Annotated in this window: 10 protein-coding genes; 4 read left to right on the top strand and 6 right to left on the bottom strand. The window is 69.1% G+C overall.

Features of this window, described 5'->3' with window-relative positions; genetic code table 11:
• Positions 1-54 precede the first annotated feature (54 nt).
• Positions 55-2,175: a methyl-accepting chemotaxis protein gene (locus tag ACZLIF_RS19680; protein WP_128989947.1), complete on the top strand. Its 2,121-nt coding sequence runs from the start codon at positions 55-57 to the stop codon at positions 2,173-2,175.
• Positions 2,176-2,267: 92 nt separating this feature from the next.
• Here ACZLIF_RS19680 and ACZLIF_RS19685 read toward each other — a convergent pair whose 3' ends face one another.
• A complete protein-coding gene (locus ACZLIF_RS19685; RefSeq protein ID WP_053518115.1) occupies positions 2,268-3,170 on the bottom strand; it encodes a LysR family transcriptional regulator in 903 nt (300 codons plus the stop codon).
• Between the two features lie 104 nt (positions 3,171-3,274).
• On the opposite strand from ACZLIF_RS19685, the gene ACZLIF_RS19690 reads away from it, so the two are divergent.
• Both ACZLIF_RS19690 and dkgB read left to right on the top strand, forming a co-directional pair.
• The gene (locus ACZLIF_RS19690) at positions 3,275-4,489 is read left to right on the top strand and encodes an MFS transporter (RefSeq protein ID WP_053518114.1); all 1,215 of its coding nucleotides are present in this window, start codon (positions 3,275-3,277) and stop codon (positions 4,487-4,489) included.
• A 128-nt stretch (positions 4,490-4,617) separates the two neighbouring features.
• Positions 4,618-5,427: a 2,5-didehydrogluconate reductase DkgB gene (gene dkgB, locus ACZLIF_RS19695; RefSeq protein WP_128989949.1), complete on the top strand. Its 810-nt coding sequence runs from the start codon at positions 4,618-4,620 to the stop codon at positions 5,425-5,427.
• 114 nt (positions 5,428-5,541) lie between these two features.
• Here the strand turns inward: dkgB and ACZLIF_RS19700 are convergent, their stop codons facing one another.
• From ACZLIF_RS19700 to mgtE, 3 genes are all read right to left on the bottom strand, one after another.
• Positions 5,542-6,243 carry an alpha/beta fold hydrolase gene (locus ACZLIF_RS19700; protein ID WP_053518111.1) on the bottom strand — a complete coding sequence of 234 codons (702 nt, stop codon included), beginning with the start codon at positions 6,241-6,243 and terminating at the stop codon, positions 5,542-5,544.
• Positions 6,244-6,319: 76 nt separating this feature from the next.
• Positions 6,320-9,046, bottom strand: a complete 2,727-nt coding sequence (locus ACZLIF_RS19705) for a bifunctional acetate--CoA ligase family protein/GNAT family N-acetyltransferase (RefSeq protein WP_128989951.1) — start codon at positions 9,044-9,046, stop codon at positions 6,320-6,322.
• Between the two features lie 97 nt (positions 9,047-9,143).
• The gene (gene mgtE / locus ACZLIF_RS19710) at positions 9,144-10,514 is read right to left on the bottom strand and encodes a magnesium transporter (RefSeq protein WP_128989953.1); all 1,371 of its coding nucleotides are present in this window, start codon (positions 10,512-10,514) and stop codon (positions 9,144-9,146) included.
• Positions 10,515-10,831: 317 nt separating this feature from the next.
• On the opposite strand from mgtE, the gene ACZLIF_RS19715 reads away from it, so the two are divergent.
• Positions 10,832-12,619 (top strand): monovalent cation:proton antiporter-2 (CPA2) family protein, encoded by a 1,788-nt coding sequence (locus tag ACZLIF_RS19715; protein WP_065181433.1) that lies wholly within the window; start codon positions 10,832-10,834, stop codon positions 12,617-12,619.
• Positions 12,620-12,708: 89 nt separating this feature from the next.
• Here the strand turns inward: ACZLIF_RS19715 and ACZLIF_RS19720 are convergent, their stop codons facing one another.
• Positions 12,709-16,053, bottom strand: coding sequence for an ankyrin repeat domain-containing protein (locus ACZLIF_RS19720; RefSeq protein WP_128989955.1), 3,345 nt, complete (start codon positions 16,051-16,053; stop codon positions 12,709-12,711).
• On the bottom strand, positions 16,046-16,306 hold the full coding sequence (locus ACZLIF_RS19725; RefSeq protein ID WP_053518100.1) for a YcgL domain-containing protein: 261 nt from the start codon (positions 16,304-16,306) through the stop codon (positions 16,046-16,048). Before ACZLIF_RS19725 ends, ACZLIF_RS19720 begins: the two co-directional genes overlap by 8 nt.
• Between the last annotated feature and the right edge of the window lie 105 nt (positions 16,307-16,411).

Raw genomic sequence — 16,411 nt, forward strand, 5'->3', positions numbered from 1 at the left:
GAGTGTGCGAGATCAGGTCGATACCGCATCGCCCCCCTTCCGAGATCTCGCCCCATGAATGCCTCTCCCCATGCGCCGCGACTGCAGACGAAGCTGCTCGGCGCCGTATCCCTTGGCCTCGCCGTCATCCTGCTGTGTGCCTTGGCCGGTCTGGCGTCGGCCTGGCTGAAGCTGTCTGCCGAGGTGCCTGCCGAAGTCGCGCATGGGCGCGATGCGGAACGCCTGCAGCGCGAGTTCCGTGGCCAGGTGCAGGAATGGAAGAACGTGCTGCTGCGGGGCCACGATCCGGTCCTGCGCCAGCGTCATCTGGATGCATTCGACAGCGAAGGCAGAATCGTCGATGGACTGGCACGCGGGCTGGCCAGCAGCCCCGATTCGCGTACGCGCGAGCTCGCCCTCGCCTTCGCTGGCCTGCACGCGCAGCTGCAGAAGGACTATCACGCTGCCCTGCAGGCGTTTGCTGCTGCCGGCTACGATGCCACTGCCGGCGATACCCTGGTGCGGGGCAAGGACCGCGCGGTGGCCGCATCGCTGGACGCGCTGAGCACGCAGGCCACCCGGGTGGCCGAGGCCGCGGTGGCCACGCGCGCGCAGCAGGCAAGGCAGATGCTGCTGCTGTGCGCGGTGCTGACCGTGGTCGCCGCTGCGCTGCTGCTGATGGGCCTGGCCTGGTGGCTGCGCCGCGCGGTGGTGCAACCGGTGCTGGCGGTGGAGGCGGCGGCGCGCGCCGTGGCCGCTGGCGACCTGCAGCACGTCGTGCAGGTTCGCAGCCGCGATGAAGTGGGCCGGCTGGCGCAGGCCATGCAGGCCGTGCAGGCCACGGTGGGCGGCGTGCTCGAGGCGCAGGCGGCAATGGCGAAGGCGCATGACGCCGGCGCGATCAGCTACCGCATGGATGCCAGCGCCTTCCCTGGCGCATTCGGAACCATGGTGGCCGACAGCAACGCGCTGGTCGACGCGCACATCCGGGTGAAGATGCGCGCGATCACGATCATGGGCCGCTATGCGGTGGGCGATCTCAGCGAGGACATGGAGCGCCTGCCAGGCGAGAAGGCCGTCATCACCGAAGCACTGGATACTGCCAAGGCCAACCTTGGCACCATCAACGGCGAGATCCGCCGCCTTGCCGCCGCCGCTGCGGCCGGGGATTTCAGCCAGCGCGGTGACAGCGCGCGCTTCGAGCATGACTTCCGCGCGATGGTGGAGGGCCTGAACCAGCTCATGCAGACCACCGAGCAGAATCTCGGCGAGGTCTCAACGATGCTGCGCGCGATTGCCGATGGCCGGCTTGGCGCGCGCATGCACGGCAGCTTCCAGGGCGTGTTCGCCCGCATCGCTGGCGATGCCAACACGACTGCGGCGCAGCTGGCCACCATCGTCACCGACATCAAGCACACTTCAGGCAGCATCCATGCCGCGGCCGCCGAGATCGCCGCCGGCAACAACGACCTGTCGCGCCGCACCGAGCAGCAGGCTGCCAACCTGGAGGAGACGGCAGCATCGATGGAGGAACTGACCTCCACCGTGCGCCAGAACGCCGAGCACGCACGCCAGGCCAACCAGCTTGCGATCGGCGCGCACGAGGTTGCCTCGCAGGGCGGCGAGGTGGTCACGCAGGTGGTGGCGACGATGGGGGCGATCGAGGCCTCTTCGCGGCAGATCGCCGACATCATCAGCGTGATCGATGGCATCGCCTTCCAGACCAATATCCTGGCGTTGAACGCAGCGGTGGAGGCTGCGCGTGCCGGTGAGCAGGGCCGGGGCTTCGCCGTGGTGGCCAGTGAGGTGCGTACGCTGGCGCAGCGTTCAGCCAATGCGGCCAAGGAGATCAAGACGCTGATCGATACCTCGGTGGACCAGGTGGCCGATGGCGCACACCGCGTGCGCCAGGCGGGCATGACCATGGCCGAGATCGTCGCCTCGGTGCAGCGCGTGACCGACATCATGGCCGAGATCTCCGCCGCGTCGCAGGAACAGAGTGCAGGCATCGAACAGGTCAACCAGACCGTGGTGCAGATGGACGGCGCGACCCAGCAGAATGCCGCGCTGGTGGAAGAGGCCAGCGCCGCCGCGCGCAGCCTGGAGCAGCAGGCGGACCGGTTGATGGACGCGGTGGATGTGTTCGATCTGTCGCCCCCCGCGGCGAGCGGCGATGCGCTGGCGCGCGCGGCCTGAAGGACTGCATGGACCCTGTGCAGCCGAGCATGGGTCCAGCTCTGCGGAACGCGCAGGTAACGCCGGGCCATGCCCGGCGAGCGCGGCATGCCTCAGCGCAGGTAATCCGACTGCACCATCGCGTCACCGAGATGGTCCAGGAACGAGCTGATCCGCGCCGAGACCGCCGTGTTGCGGTAGTACACGGCGTGGATCGGCTGGTAGACATCCAGCGTCTGTGCAGCCAGTACCGGCACCAGCGTGCCGGCAGCACGGTCGCGTTCGGTGACGAAGTCCGACAGGCAGGTGATGCCCACCCCTTCCACAGCCAACCGGCGCAGGGTCTCGCCGCTGGATACGGCGATGTCCGGCCGTACCAGCAGCTGGCCGTCGGCGTCGCCCGGCACGGGCCAGCGGTTCAGCGATTCGGGTTCATTGAATCCCAGCAGCGTGTGCTGACCCAGCGCCGCCACGCTGGCCGGTTCACCGTGCTCGGCCAGGTAGCCCGGGCTGGCCAGCAGCTGCAGCCGGCAGCGGCCCAGCGAGCGCGCGTGCAGCGTTGAGTCGGCCAGTGGGCCGATGCGGATGGCCACGTCGGTGCGTCGTTCCAGCAGGTCGATGTAGCGTTCGGAACTGTTCAACTCCAGCTGCACCTCCGGGTATCGCGCGCGGTAGCCCGCCACCAGGGGGACGATCACGTGCAGCACGAACGGCATGGCCGCATCCACCCGGAGGCGTCCAGCCGGGCGCTCGCGGCGCGCCGCCATCTGCTCTTCGGCCGACTCCACCGCGTCGATGATCGCCCGTGCATGGCGCAGGTAGGCCTCGCCTTCGGCGGTCAGGTGCAGCCGGCGCGTGGTACGGGTCAGCAGGGTGGTGCCCAGCTTGTCCTCCAGCCGCCCCAGCGCCCGGCTCACCCCGGAAGGGGTCTGACCCAGCTGCTCGGCGGCGGCACTGATCGAACCGCTGTCGATCACGGCCAGAAAGGCCTGCATTTCATCGAGGGTGGTCTTCATGGCGCCATTATTGACCACCAGGCAAGAGTGATTGGCGTGAAGACCGGTTTTTCGGCAAAGGTGGGCCGCGCACACTGCGCGCCTTCCTTCCTCCGGAGCCCGCCATGATCCGCGGCATTCCTCTCGCCCTGCTGGCGCTGACCCTGGGCGCCTTCGCCATCGGCACCACCGAATTCGTCATCGTCGGCCTGATTCCGACCATTGCCGCCGATCTGCAGGTCAGCCTGCCTTCGGCCGGCCTGCTGGTCTCGCTGTACGCCCTGGGCGTAGCCATCGGCGCGCCGGTGCTGACCGCGCTGACCGGCCGCGTGCCGCGCAAGACCCTGCTGGTGGCACTGATGGCGCTGTTCACGCTGGGCAACGTCATCGCCTGGATGGCACCGGGCTACGCCTCGCTGATTGTCGCCCGCATCCTGACCGGCCTCGCCCATGGCGTGTTCTTCTCGATCGGCTCGATCATCGCCACGGCGGTGGTGCCGAAAGAAAAGGCCGCCAGCGCGATCGCGATCATGTTCACCGGGCTGACCGTCGCACTGGTGACCGGCGTGCCGCTGGGCACCTTCATCGGCCAGCACCTGGGCTGGCGCGCGACCTTCCTGGCCGTGGCCGGCCTGGGTGTGATCGCCCTGGTCGGCGCGGCGCTGTTCGTGCCGCGCACTGTGCCGCAGAGCGCGCCCGCCCGCTTCCGCCAGCAGCTGGCCGTGCTGGCCCAGCCGCGCCTGCTGCTGGTCTACGCGATGACGGCACTGGGCTACGGCGGCACGTTCCTGGCCTTCACCTACCTGGCGCCCATCCTGCAGGACGTCACCGGCTTCTCGGCCAACGCGGTCAGCCTGGTGCTGCTGGTGTATGGCGTGTCGGTGGCGATCGGCAATCTGTGGGGCGGCCGCATGGCCGACCGCATGGGTCCGGTTCCGGCGCTCAGGCGCATCTTCGCCCTGCTGGCCATGGTCCTGTTGGCGCTCACCTTCACCGCCTACAACACGGTGTTGATGTTGCTGACGGTGCTGGCCCTGGGTGCGGTGGCCTTCGGCAACGTGCCCGGACTGCAGGTCTATGTGGTCAAGCAGGCGCAGCGCTATGCGCCGCAGGCCACCGACGTGGCATCCGGACTGAACATCGCTGCATTCAACATCGGCATCGCCCTGGGCGCATCGCTGGGCGGCCTGGTGGTGGAGAACGTCGGCCTGATGCATACGCCGTGGCTGGGCGCGCTGGTGGTGGTGGGTGCCTATGCATTGACCGTGCTCAGCGGCCGCCTGGACCGTCGGGACGGCATCGACGACCGCGCCGAGGGCACCGCGATCACCGCACACTGATACGACGCCGCTCACTACCGACGCATCTCCACGCCTGCGCAATGCACCGTTGCCGGCATGCATGCAGGCCCTGCCCTACCCTTGTGCGGATCTACCGCGCCCTTCCCCCCATTAGCTGGAGTTCCCCCATGACTGTCCCCGCTTTCGGTCTCGGCACCTTCCGTCTGAAAGGCCAGACTGTGATCGACTCGGTACGCAACGCACTGGACGTCGGTTACCGCGCCATCGATACCGCGCAGATCTACGACAACGAGGCCGAGGTCGGCCAGGCCATCGCCGAATCCGGCGTGCCGCGTGACGAGATCTACCTGACCACCAAGGTCTGGATCACCGAGTTCAAGCGCGATGCGCTGCTGGCCAGCCTGCACGACAGCCTGAAGAAGCTGCGCACCGACCATGTCGACCTGGCGCTGATCCACTGGCCCTCACCGAACGACAAGGTCGACGTGCCGATGGAGGAGTACCTGCCAGCGCTGGCCGAAGCCAGGGCGCAGGGCCTCACCAGGGAGATCGGCATCTCCAACTTCACCATCGCGCAGACGCGCAAGGCAATCGGCATCCTCGGCGCCGACGCCATCGCCACCAATCAGGTCGAGATCCATCCATACCTGCAGAATCGCCTGCTGGTGAAGTTCCTGCAGGAAAACGGCATCCCTGTCACCGCCTACATGAGCCTGGCCTATGGCGAAGTCATCAAGGACCCGGTGATCCAGGCCATCGCCGGCCGCCACCAGGCCACGCCGGCACAGATCGCACTGGCATGGGCACTGCAGCAGGGCTTTGCGGTGATTCCGTCCTCGACCCGGCGCGAGAACCTGGCCTCCAATCTGGAAGCGGCGGCCATCCGTTTGACCGAGGAGGACATGGCACAGATTGCCAGGCTCGACCGCGGGCATCGGCTGGCCAATCCGGAAGGCATCGCGCCGGCCTGGGACTGAGCCGAAGCCGCCGGGCACGCTCCGGCGCTACCAGACGTTGCGATGGGGCCGCCGGGCGCGCTCCGGCGCTACCGGATCGCCACAGGTAGCGCCGGGCCATGCCCGGCGGGCCCTTCAGTCCTGCAGCAGCCACCCGCGCATCGCCGCACTGACCTCATCCGGCTTCTCCATCGGCGCCAGGTGCCCGCAGTCGGGCACCACCACCAGCTGCGAGTGCGGTACCAGCGCGTGCATCTCCTCGCTCACCGCCAATGGCGTGATGCGGTCGTTGGCACCGCACACGATCAGCAGCGGATCGCGATATCCGGCCAGCACATCGTGGCCGTCACGACGTTCCAGCGCGCTCTGTCGCAGGAACACCTCCGCGCCAAGACGCGCCGTCATGTCGCGCACACGCTGCACCAGTACATAGTCGTCCAGCCGCGAGGCATCGATGTAGCTGCGCATCAGGGCGTCACCGAATCCATGGAACTTCCCGGGCAGGCGCACGCTGGCGCGCTGGCTGCGACGCTGCTCGGCGCGCTCCGGCGAATCGGCGTGGATCGAGGTGTCGATCAGCGCCAGCCGCAGCACCCGCTCCGGTGCGACGCGCAGGATCTGCTGGGCAACGAAGCCTCCCAGCGAGAAACCGGCCAGCGCGAAGCGCGCAGGTGCCTGCGCCAGCACATCCTCGGCCACCGCCTGCAGGGTCGCGCCGCGGGTCTGGTCGCCCACGCTGCACTCGGCGATATCGGCCAGGTCGGCCAGCTGCGCGCGCCACAGCTCGGCATCATTGAGCAGGCCGGGGAGCAGCAGCAAGGGGATGCGGTCAGTCATGGCCCGTATTGTCGCAACCGCATGGGCGGCATGCCACGTTCGGCGCTGCGTTGTGACGCCACCGATGAGGTGACGCTCACGCCACCGGCGGTACCTCGGGAACGTCCACCTGCTGCACCGGCAGGGTCACCACCATCACCGTCGGGTCGTCCGGGTCCAGCCGGGTCTTGAAGCCCAGGCTCTGGCACATCGCCAGCATGGTGCTGTTCTCGCGCAGCACCTGTCCCTCGACCACGTGCAGCCCCAGCCACTTCGCATACTCGATCATGATCGCCATCAGGCGCCAGCCGATGCCATGGCCCTTCAGGTCGGAGCGGATCAGGATGCCGTACTCGCCGCGGTGATAATCCGCATCCGCATGCAGGCGCACGGCGCCGAGCATCTCGCCGCTGCGCGGTTCGATGGCCACCAGCGCGATCGAGCGCGCATAGTCGAGCTGGGTCAGACGGGCGATGAACTCGTGGCTGAAGTGCTTCACCGACTGGAAGAAGCGCAGGCGCAGATCCTCGTCGCTGACCCGGGCAAAGAACGCGCGGAACAGCGCGTCGTCCTCGGGGCGCACCGGGCGCACGAAGGCGTGACCGCCATCGGACAGCTCGATGGTGCGCTCCCACTCCTTCGGATACGGGAACACCGAGAAGCGCGGATGGCCGCGACCCTTGTGCAGGATGCGCGAAGGCGCGATGGCGACGCGTGCATCAAGAGCGAGAATGCCCTTGCCATCGACCAGCAGCGGATTGATATCCAGCGTGCGCACTTCCGGAATGTCGGCGGCCAGCTGCGCCAGTTTCACCAGCGCCAGGGCCAGTGCGCGCTCATCGGCAGCGGGAACATCGCCATAGGCCTTGAGGATCCGCGACGCACGGGTACGCCCGATCAACTCGTGGGCCAGGCGCAGATCCAGCGGCGGCAAGGCCAGTGCCTTGTCGTTGATCACCTCCACCGCCGTGCCGCCGCGACCGACCACGATCACCGGGCCGAAGGTCGCGTCATCGGCGATGCCCACGATCAGTTCACGCGCTTTCGGGCGGACGATGGTCGGCTGCACCAGCAGACCGTCGATGCGTGCATCCGGGCGCAGCTGGCGTGCACGCGACAGGATCGCCTTGGCCGCAGCCTGCACTGCCGGCAGCGTCGACAGGTTCAGGCGCACGCCGTCCACTTCGGACTTGTGCGGGATGTCCGGTGACAGGATCTTCAAGGCGACGGTCGCACCCCGCTCCAGCAGCGGCTGCGCCAGATCCATGGCCTCGTGCGCGTCGCGCGCATGCATCACCGGCGCGGAGGGAATGCCATAGGCCTTCAGCAGCTCGTGCGTGGCCAACGGGTCCAGCCACTGCTGGCCGTTGGCCAGCGCGGCCTCGACCAGCGTGCGCGCCGCGGCCGCATCCACGCTGAAGTCCTGCGGCAGGCTCGGCGGGGTTTCCATCAGTGCGTTCTGCGCTTCCCGATAGCGCACCAGATGCTGGAAGCCACGTACCGCTTCGGCTTCGGTGGGATAGGTCGGCACGCGCGCCGCATTGAGCGTGGCGGTGGCCTGGTCGTCGTTGCCCAGCCACACGGCGAACACCGGCTTGTCGCGATGGTGGCGCGGGCGCAGGCCGAGCGTGCGGGTCAGCGCCTGCGCGGCGTCGGCCGAGGAGGTGAACGCCGTCGGTACGTTGACCACCATCACCGCATCGTTCTCGTTGTCGGCCAGCAGGGCCTCGATGGCCGCGGCATAGCGATCACCATCGGCATCCACCACGATGTCCACCGGATTGCTGCGCGACCAGCCCTGCGGCAGCACCGCATCGAGCTTTTCGACCGTGCTGTCGGACAGGTTCGCCAGGGTTCCGCGCAGCGCGGCCAGCTGGTCCACGGCCAGCCGGCCGACGCCGCCCCCATTGCTGAGGATGGCCAGCCGACGGCCCGGGAAGGTACCCAGCCGGCCCAGGGTCTCTGCGGCGGTGAACAGCTCGTCCAGGGCACCCACGCGCAGCAGGCCGGCGCGGTTGAACGCGGCGCCGTAGACATCATCGGCTCGTGCAAGTGCCTGCACATGGGTATCGCGGCTGCCCGGCTGCACGCGCTCGCTGCGGCCGGACTTTACCACCACCACGGGCTTGGCGCGCGCGGCCGCACGCGCCGCCGACATGAATTTGCGCGCGTCCTTGATCTGTTCGACGTAGAGCAGGATGGCGCGCGTGCGGTAATCGGTGGCGAAATAGTCCAGCAGATCGCCGAAGTCGACGTCCAGCGTATCGCCCAGCGAGACCACGGCGGAGAAACCCACCGAGCGCGCCACGCCCCATTCCACCAGCGCCGCGGCGATCGCCGAGGATTCGGAGATCAACGCAAGATCGCCAGCCTGCGGGAAGTGTGCGGCGATGCTGGCGTTGAGCCGTGCATGCGGCGCGATCACACCCAGGCAATGCGGGCCCAGGATGCGCAGACCGTGCCGGCGGGCCACGGCCTCCACCTGCGCCGACAGTGAACCCGGGCCATCCCCCAGATGCGCGGTGAGGATGATCGCCGCCTGCACACCCCGCTCGGCCGCGGTACGCACCACCTGCGGCACGATGGCGGCCGGCGCGGTGATCACCACGAGATCCGGCACCCAGTCCAGTTCCTTCAGCCGCTTCACCGTGCGGATGCCATCGATTTCGGCGTGGCGCGGGTTGATCCACGCCACCTTGCCGGGGAAGCCCGTACCGCGCAGGTTGCGCATCACCGCGCGGCCGGCCGAGCGCTCGCGCGGACTGCCGCCGATCACTGCGACCGACTGCGGGCGGAACACTGACTGCAGGTGGTAGGTACTCATGCGCCTACGGTACACGCACCCGCGCAACAGGCGCATGATCCAGCGCAACAAAGCAGGCGGCGGATGCGGCGCCCCGCCGCATGCGGGGCGACAGGCCCTACAGCAGCGTGCCGCGCAGGATCATCGCGGCGATGCTGAAGTAGATCACCAGCCCGGTCACGTCGACCAGCGTGGCCACGAATGGGGCGGATGCGCTGGCCGGGTCGAATCCCAGCCGCTTGAGCACGAACGGCAGCATCGAACCCGACAATGACCCGAAGGTGACGATGCCCACCAGCGCCGCACCGATCGTGATCGCCAGCAGCACCCAGTGCTCGCCGTAGTCGTGCAGGCCACCCAGCTGCCAGATGACGATGCGGACGATCGCCAGGGCACCGAGAATGGCACCCAGCACCATGCCGGTCGGAATCTCGCGCAGGGCCACCTTCCACCAGTCGCGCAGGCGCAGCTCGCGCAGCGCCAGGCTGCGGATCAGCAGCGAGGTGGCCTGCGAGCCGGAGTTGCCGCCGGAACTCATGATCAACGGGATGAACAACGTCAGCACCACCGCGCGTGCCAGTTCGTCCTCGTAGTGCTGCATGGCGCTGGCCGTCAGCATCTCGCCCAGGAACAGCACGCTCAGCCAGCCGGCGCGCTTGCGCAGCATCTCCAGGAAGCCGATCTGCATGTACGGCTTGTCCAGCGCTTCCATGCCGCCGAACTTGTGCGCGTCTTCGGTGGATTCCTCGATCAGCGCATCAAGCACGTCGTCCACGGTGACGATGCCCAGCATCCGCTGGCTGGCATCGACCACCGGAATGGCCAGCAGGTCGTGGCGACGGATCAGCCGCGCCACCTCTTCCTGGTCCATCAACGCGTCCACGGTTACTGGCGGATTGACCTGGGCCACCTCGAGGATCGACTCCTCGGGCAGGCCGGTGATCAGGCGGCGCATGGTCACCACCTGCTGCAGACGCTGGCTGACCGGGTCCAAGACATAGATCGCGTACACGGTCTCGCGCGTGCGCTCGACCTGGCGGATGTGCTGCAGCGTCTGCGCCACGGTCCAGCTGGCGGGCACGGCGACGTACTCGGTGGTCATCAGCGCACCGGCCGTGTTCGGCGGGTAACCGAGCAGCGTCTGGATGGCCTGGCGGGCATCGGCACCCAGCAACGGGATCAGCCGCGCGCGCTCGTCCTCATCCAGTTCGTGAACGATGTCGGTGGCGCGGTCGTCGGCCATCAGCCCGAGCAGCGCAGCGGCCCGCGCCGGTGGCAGCGCGGCCACCAGCTCGCCGCTGCGATGCAGTTCGGGGGCTTCCAGCATCTTCACAGCACGCGGCAGCGGCAGCGCCGCCAGCGTGTCGGCAGCGCGCTGCAGCTCCAGCGTGTTGAGGAACTCCACCGCGTCGGCGGTGTTGTAGTCCGCCAGCGGTGCCGCCAATGCGGCGGCATCGGCCACTGGACGCAGCAATTGCTTCTGGTTCATCGGTTTGCCTTGTGGGGTGCGACCTCGCGCAACGCCAACGCAGGCGAACCGTCCCGATGTCAGGCGGTGGCCATCGCTGGCGTCGAACGAGGTCGACTTCTACTGTCGCTGGACATGGGTTGGGAACTCCGGGATGCGTGTGCCGGCGGCAGGCCGCCAGCGGCGGGCAGTCTGGACCTGCCGGCCGCGCAGGTCAACCGGCAGCGGCCATTGCCGCGCGTGCACGATGCGGCGCGCATAATGTCGCAGCGGCGTCCGCCGCCCCTCTCCTCCCCGCACCCATGTACGGCAGGCCTCTGCGATGACCAGGTATTCCCATGCATAGCGGCGGTCTGGAACTGGCCCTGGTCCTGCTGCTGGCGGCCGTCATCGCGGTGCCGGTGTTCAAGCGCTTCGGCTTCGGCGCGGTACTGGGCTACCTGGCCGCGGGGGTGGTGCTGGGGCCGGATGGGCTGGGCTTCGTGCAGGACGCCGACCGCATCCTCGGTGCGGCCGAGATCGGCGTGGTGATGCTGCTGTTCGTGATCGGGCTGGAACTGTCGCCGGCCCGCCTGAAGGTGATGCGGCGCTCGGTGTTCGGCGCCGGTGCCGCGCAGGTGGCGCTGTCCGGCCTGGTACTGGGCGGCCTGCTGCTGCTCGATCACTTCCAGTGGAAGAGCGCGCTGGTGGTGGGCGTGGCGCTGGCGCTGTCCTCCACGGCCGTGGGCCTGCAGCTGCTGTCCGAGCACAAGGCGATCAACAGCGACCACGGCCGGCTCGGCTTTGCCATCCTGCTGTTCCAGGACCTGATCGCGATCCCGCTGCTGGCGGCCATCCCGCTGCTGGGCGGCGTCAAGAACCAGACGCTGCGTTGGGAGGATGCCGCAGTGGCGCTGGGCGCGCTGGCCGTGGTGATCCTGTGCGGACGGCCGGTCCTGCGCCGGCTGTTCGGTGTCATCGCCCGTACCCGCAGCCCGGAGGTATTCACCGCCACCGCCCTGCTGGTCGTGCTGGGCACGGCGTGGTTCATGCAGGAGGCCGGCCTGAGCCCCAGCCTGGGTGCGTTCCTGGCCGGCGTGCTGCTGTCCGATTCCGAGTTCCGGCACGAGCTGGAAGCGCAGATCGAGCCGTTCAAGGGCCTGCTGCTGGGCCTGTTCTTCATCGCCGTCGGCATGGGCATCGATCTCGACCGAATCGCCGCCGAGCCGTGGCTGATCGCCGCCGGCGTGGCCATCCTGCTGGTGGTCAAGTTCAGTCTGCTGTATGCCATCGGCCGCATCGCCCGGCTGGGTTCGCGGCAATCGCTGCTGCTGGGCAGCGTGCTGTGGCTGGGCGGCGAGTTCGCCTTCGTGGTGTTCAACGAGGCGCAGCGCGCGCATCTGCTGGGCAACGCCAACCACGACCGGCTGGTGGCCATTGTCGGCCTGTCGATGGCGATCACGCCGCTGCTGATGATCGCCCTGATGCGGCTGCTCGGGCAGGAGAAGGTGGCCCCGCGCGCCGCGGCCGACGCCGACAAGGTCGCGCCGGACAACCGGCCGAAAGTCCTGATTGCCGGCATGGGCCGCGTCGGCCAGGTGATCGCGCGCCTGCTGACCGCACAGAAGGTACCGTTCGTGGCACTGGAAGCGAACCCGGACACGGTGGCCGACCTGCGTCGCTTCGGCAACCAGCTCTACTATGGCGATCCGACGCGCCCGGAGATGCTGCGCGCCGCCGGTGGTGAACATATCGATGTGTTCGTGATCACCGTGGACGACCCGGAGACCAATCTGCGTGCGGTACGGATGGTACGGCGCCTGTATCCGGAGGCGAAGGTGCTGGCACGTGCGCGCAACCGCCAGCACGCATGGCGACTGATGGACATGTCGGCCGAGCCGTTCCGCGAAGTGTTCGCTACCAGCCTGGAAATGAGCGGTCGTGTGCTGACCGCGCTGGGGGTGGCACCCGATGTTGCCCAACGCCATGTGCAGCGCTTCCGCGAACACGACGAACAGCTGCTGCGCGACCAGTACCTGGTGTACGACGACGAGGCGGCCGTGATCCAGACCTCGCGCGATGCCCGCAATGACCTGATGCATCTGTTCGAGGCCGACGCGGAAAGCGACGGCGACACGCAGCGCTGACGGCGAAAGGGCTGCCGAGCATCGTCGGCATTCCGCATGATCGGGGTCAGAGCCCTTTCCAACGGAAAGGGTTCTGAGACCCCCGATTCTCAGCCGTTGTCGCGCAGGAACCGGGCCATCGAGGACACGCCCGGTACGCGCGGCTCGAACTCGCCGGCAACGTCGATGAAGCCACGCATCACGGCGATCTCGCGCGGACTGCGGTTCAGGCTGTCCCGCACGTCTGGGTCGGCGCCGGCACGCAGCAGGCGCTGTACCAGCAGCGGCAGGCCGTGCAGCGCCGCCAGGTGCAGCGGGCCGAAACCACGCGGATCGCGCACGTCCAGGCTGACATCCTCTTCCAGCAGACGCTCCACCGCGGCCATCACCACCTGCTCGTCGCAGGCCGTACCCGGCTCGGCGCGCGCCCCCAGCAGCAGCAGCAGCGGTGTGACCGAACCGGCGGCGGCCTGGTCCGGTTCGGCACCGGCCAGCAGCAGCGTGTCCAGCAACGCCAGCAACCGCGGGCGGTCACGTGCGCTGAAGCCGTACAGGGCCGCGCAGTGCAGCGGGCCCAGTTGCTGCGCGTCTCCGGCGTGTACATCGGCACCTGCGGTCAGCAGGCGCGCGACGATGTCCGGCAGGCCCAGCGCGGAGGCCAGCATCAGCACGGTCACTCCCCCCGGCAGCCGGTGTTCGAGCTTGGCACCGGCATCGAGCAGGGCCGACACGATCTCGACCTGGCGCATGCTGACCGCGGCCGACAACGGCGTTGCGCCGCTGGCCGCTGCGTGCTGCGGATCGGCGCCCCGTGCCAGCAGCAGGTCGGTCACCGCCAGGTGGCCACCGCCAGCGGCACGCAGCAGCGCCGTGCAGCCCTGCGCATCCACGGCATCAACGGCGAACCCCAGATCGATCAGGCGACGCACCGCATCGACATCGCCGGCCATCGCCGCAGAGGGCAGGTCGGCATCGCGCAGGGTACGGCGTGGCAGTGGCCACACCCGCCAGTCCAGCCAGTCGGCCAGATCACGACGACCACTCGACAGCGCCACACCCAGGGGGGTCTGGCCATCGGCGGCGCGTGCCTCCGGCGAGGCGCCGTGCTGTACCAGCAGCTTCAGCGCACCTTCCCGGGCCAGCGCGGTCGCCAGGTGCAGGGCGGTCATGCCATGGCTGTCGCGCGCCTCACGGTCGACACCAGTCTTGAGCAGGGCCTGCTGCAGGCGCAGCCAGCCCAGGCGCACCGCCAACGACAGCGGCGGATCGCCTGCCGGCGATGCGGCGAACGGATCAGCACCCCGCTCCAGCAGTTCCAGCGCCAGCTGTTCCAGTCCGCGGGCCGCCTGATCGTGCTGCGCGCAGGCGGCCAGGAAACGGGCCAAGCCGCCGCGGCCGGCCGGCGACAGACCATGCTGCAGCATGACCTGCAGCGCCGGCACCGCATCGACGCCGCGCGACAGCAGCGCGAACATCGGCGTGTCGGCACAGGCATCACGCACATAGGGGTCGGCACCATGGGCCAGCAGCCAATCCACGGCACGCGGCTCCAGCGCCAGCTCCGGATCCAGCAGCAGGCTGCCCAGCTCCTGCGGCTGGCACAGCCTGGCCAGGGCGGCCATGCCGTCGGTGTTGCCGAAGCCCAGTGCTTCACGCAGCAGGGTCAGCGGCGGCCGATCAGGCAGCAGGCCACTGGCGCTGGCGGCCTCACCGCGCTCGGCCAGGCCATCGCTGACCGCCGCAGGCAGCGGATAGGACGGATCAAGCAGCGCGACGATGGCCCAGCGACCGGCTTCGGCCGCGTAGTCGACCGCACGCCGACCGACCGGATCGGCCGCATCGGCGGTGATGCCCAGTTCGACCAGGCGCTTGACCAGCAGGGGCGAAACCGTATCGGCCATGGCCGCCAGCTGCACCGCGTTGCGGCCCTCGCCATCGACAGCCACCAGGTCAGGCTTGTGCGGCAGGAGGTGTTCGATGACGGCGGCGCGACCGGCACGCGCGGCCTCCAGCCACGGCGTGCGACCGAGCGCGTCGCGTGCTTCCAGGTTTGCACCGGCAGCGAGCAGCACGCCGATGATTTCAACGTGGCCGGCCAGGGCCGCTTCGTGCAGTGCGCTGCGACGCTGGCGGTCGCGCGCATCCGCACGCGCCTTGTGCTTGAGCAGCAGCTGCACGCCGGCCGGATCATCGTCTTCGGTGGCGGCTGCGGCGAGCAGGACCGGCGTGCCGTCCGCCGGCTCGGTGCGGGCACCGCGTTCGAGCAGGAAGCGGGCCAGGCGCCAGTTGCCTACCTGGCAGGCCACTGCCAGCGGGGACCAGCCCTCGTGGTTGAGTGCATCCACTTCGGCCGCGGCATCGCGGAGCAGCGCGGCAACGCCGGGGTCGGAGCTTCGAGCCGCGTGGTGCAGCGGCGTGTTGCCCTCGCTGTCGGTAGCGCGAGAATCGGCGCCATTGGCCAGCAGGGTCATCACGGCTTCGGGGCGACCATGCCAGCTGTCGCGGGTGGCCGCCAGCAGCGGCGTCATGCCCCGGTGCGGCGCGTTCACATCGACCCCGCGGGCAATCAGTTCACGCAGCAGGCGCAGGTCCGGCAACACCGCCGCCAGTACCGCCAGGCTGCGCTGATCACGCCAGTTCGGGTCCGGCAACGCGTGCGGGTCCGCGCCGGCCTGCAGCAGCTGCAGCGCCCGGTCGATGCGACCGTGGCGCGCCGCTTCATGCAGCGCAGGCGTCAGTTCCTGCGGGGCCATCGCCTCCAGCGGCGTGGTCTCGCTGGCAGCGGGGAACAGCGGCGCGTGTGTCGCACCGGCATCGGCCAGCGGGCCCGGGTTCACGCGCAGCGACACCAGTGGCGCCGGTGCGACCCGCTGCAGCAGCAGATGCAGCAACGGCGACCCCAGCAGCACGGTCAACGTGGCGGGCCAGCGCGCGCTTTCCGGCAGCAGCCCTGGCCATGCCGGCAACACCACCAGTGCGGCCAGCGCGATCACCAGCGCGGCCACGACAAGGCCACGCCAGGCGGTGAGGTCACGGCCGGCCAACGCTTGCCAGTGCTGCGCCAGGCTGCCATCCAGCCGCTCGACATCATTCCACAGCGGCCACGTACGCCAGGCCGCCAGCAAACCGGCACTGACCAGCACGCTCAGCCCGAGCACCGCCGCCAGGCTGCCGCTGTCGCGCAGTGCCGCCAGCGGCCAGGCCAGCAGCAGGGCCAGCAGTACCGGCGCGGCGGTCCACAGCGCCAGCAGGGCCGGCAGGTCCTGCTGCGCGATCAACTTCGGCGGCAGTACCGCACGGCTGCGCCGCCACCACGAAATGCCCAGGGCATACGCCGGCTGCGCCAGCGCAGCAAGCACCGCCCCCGGCAGGCCGCCGACGGCGGCACCCAGCGCCAGCAGGGCACCCAGGACGAAGGCGATCGACAGGGCGCGCGGACGGGAAAGCTCAGTCATTGTGGCGCGGCATCATGCTGGTCACCGACGGCGGCACCTGCAGGTAGAACCCGCGTTCGCTCATTTCGCTGCGCACCTTGGCCGGATCGGCCTGGGCGAGGCGGCGCTGCGGCTCCAGGGCCACGTCCAGGACGAAGGTGAGCGTGCCCAGCGACGCCACCAGCGGCGCAGGCAGCGCGCTGAAGTCATCGCGTCGGGGAACGTAGACGAAGGTGTCCGGCTTGAGTTGGCTTTTATAGACGTAGGCGTGCATGTCCACGGGACGATAACCCGGGAAGAGCCCTGATTGTGTCGGAAAGCCGACACCGGGGAAAGCCGTCGGCCGACGATGCCGGCAGGATCGACGGCGTTTCCCCGG

The organism is Stenotrophomonas sp. 2201_Sma, from assembly GCF_056486685.1.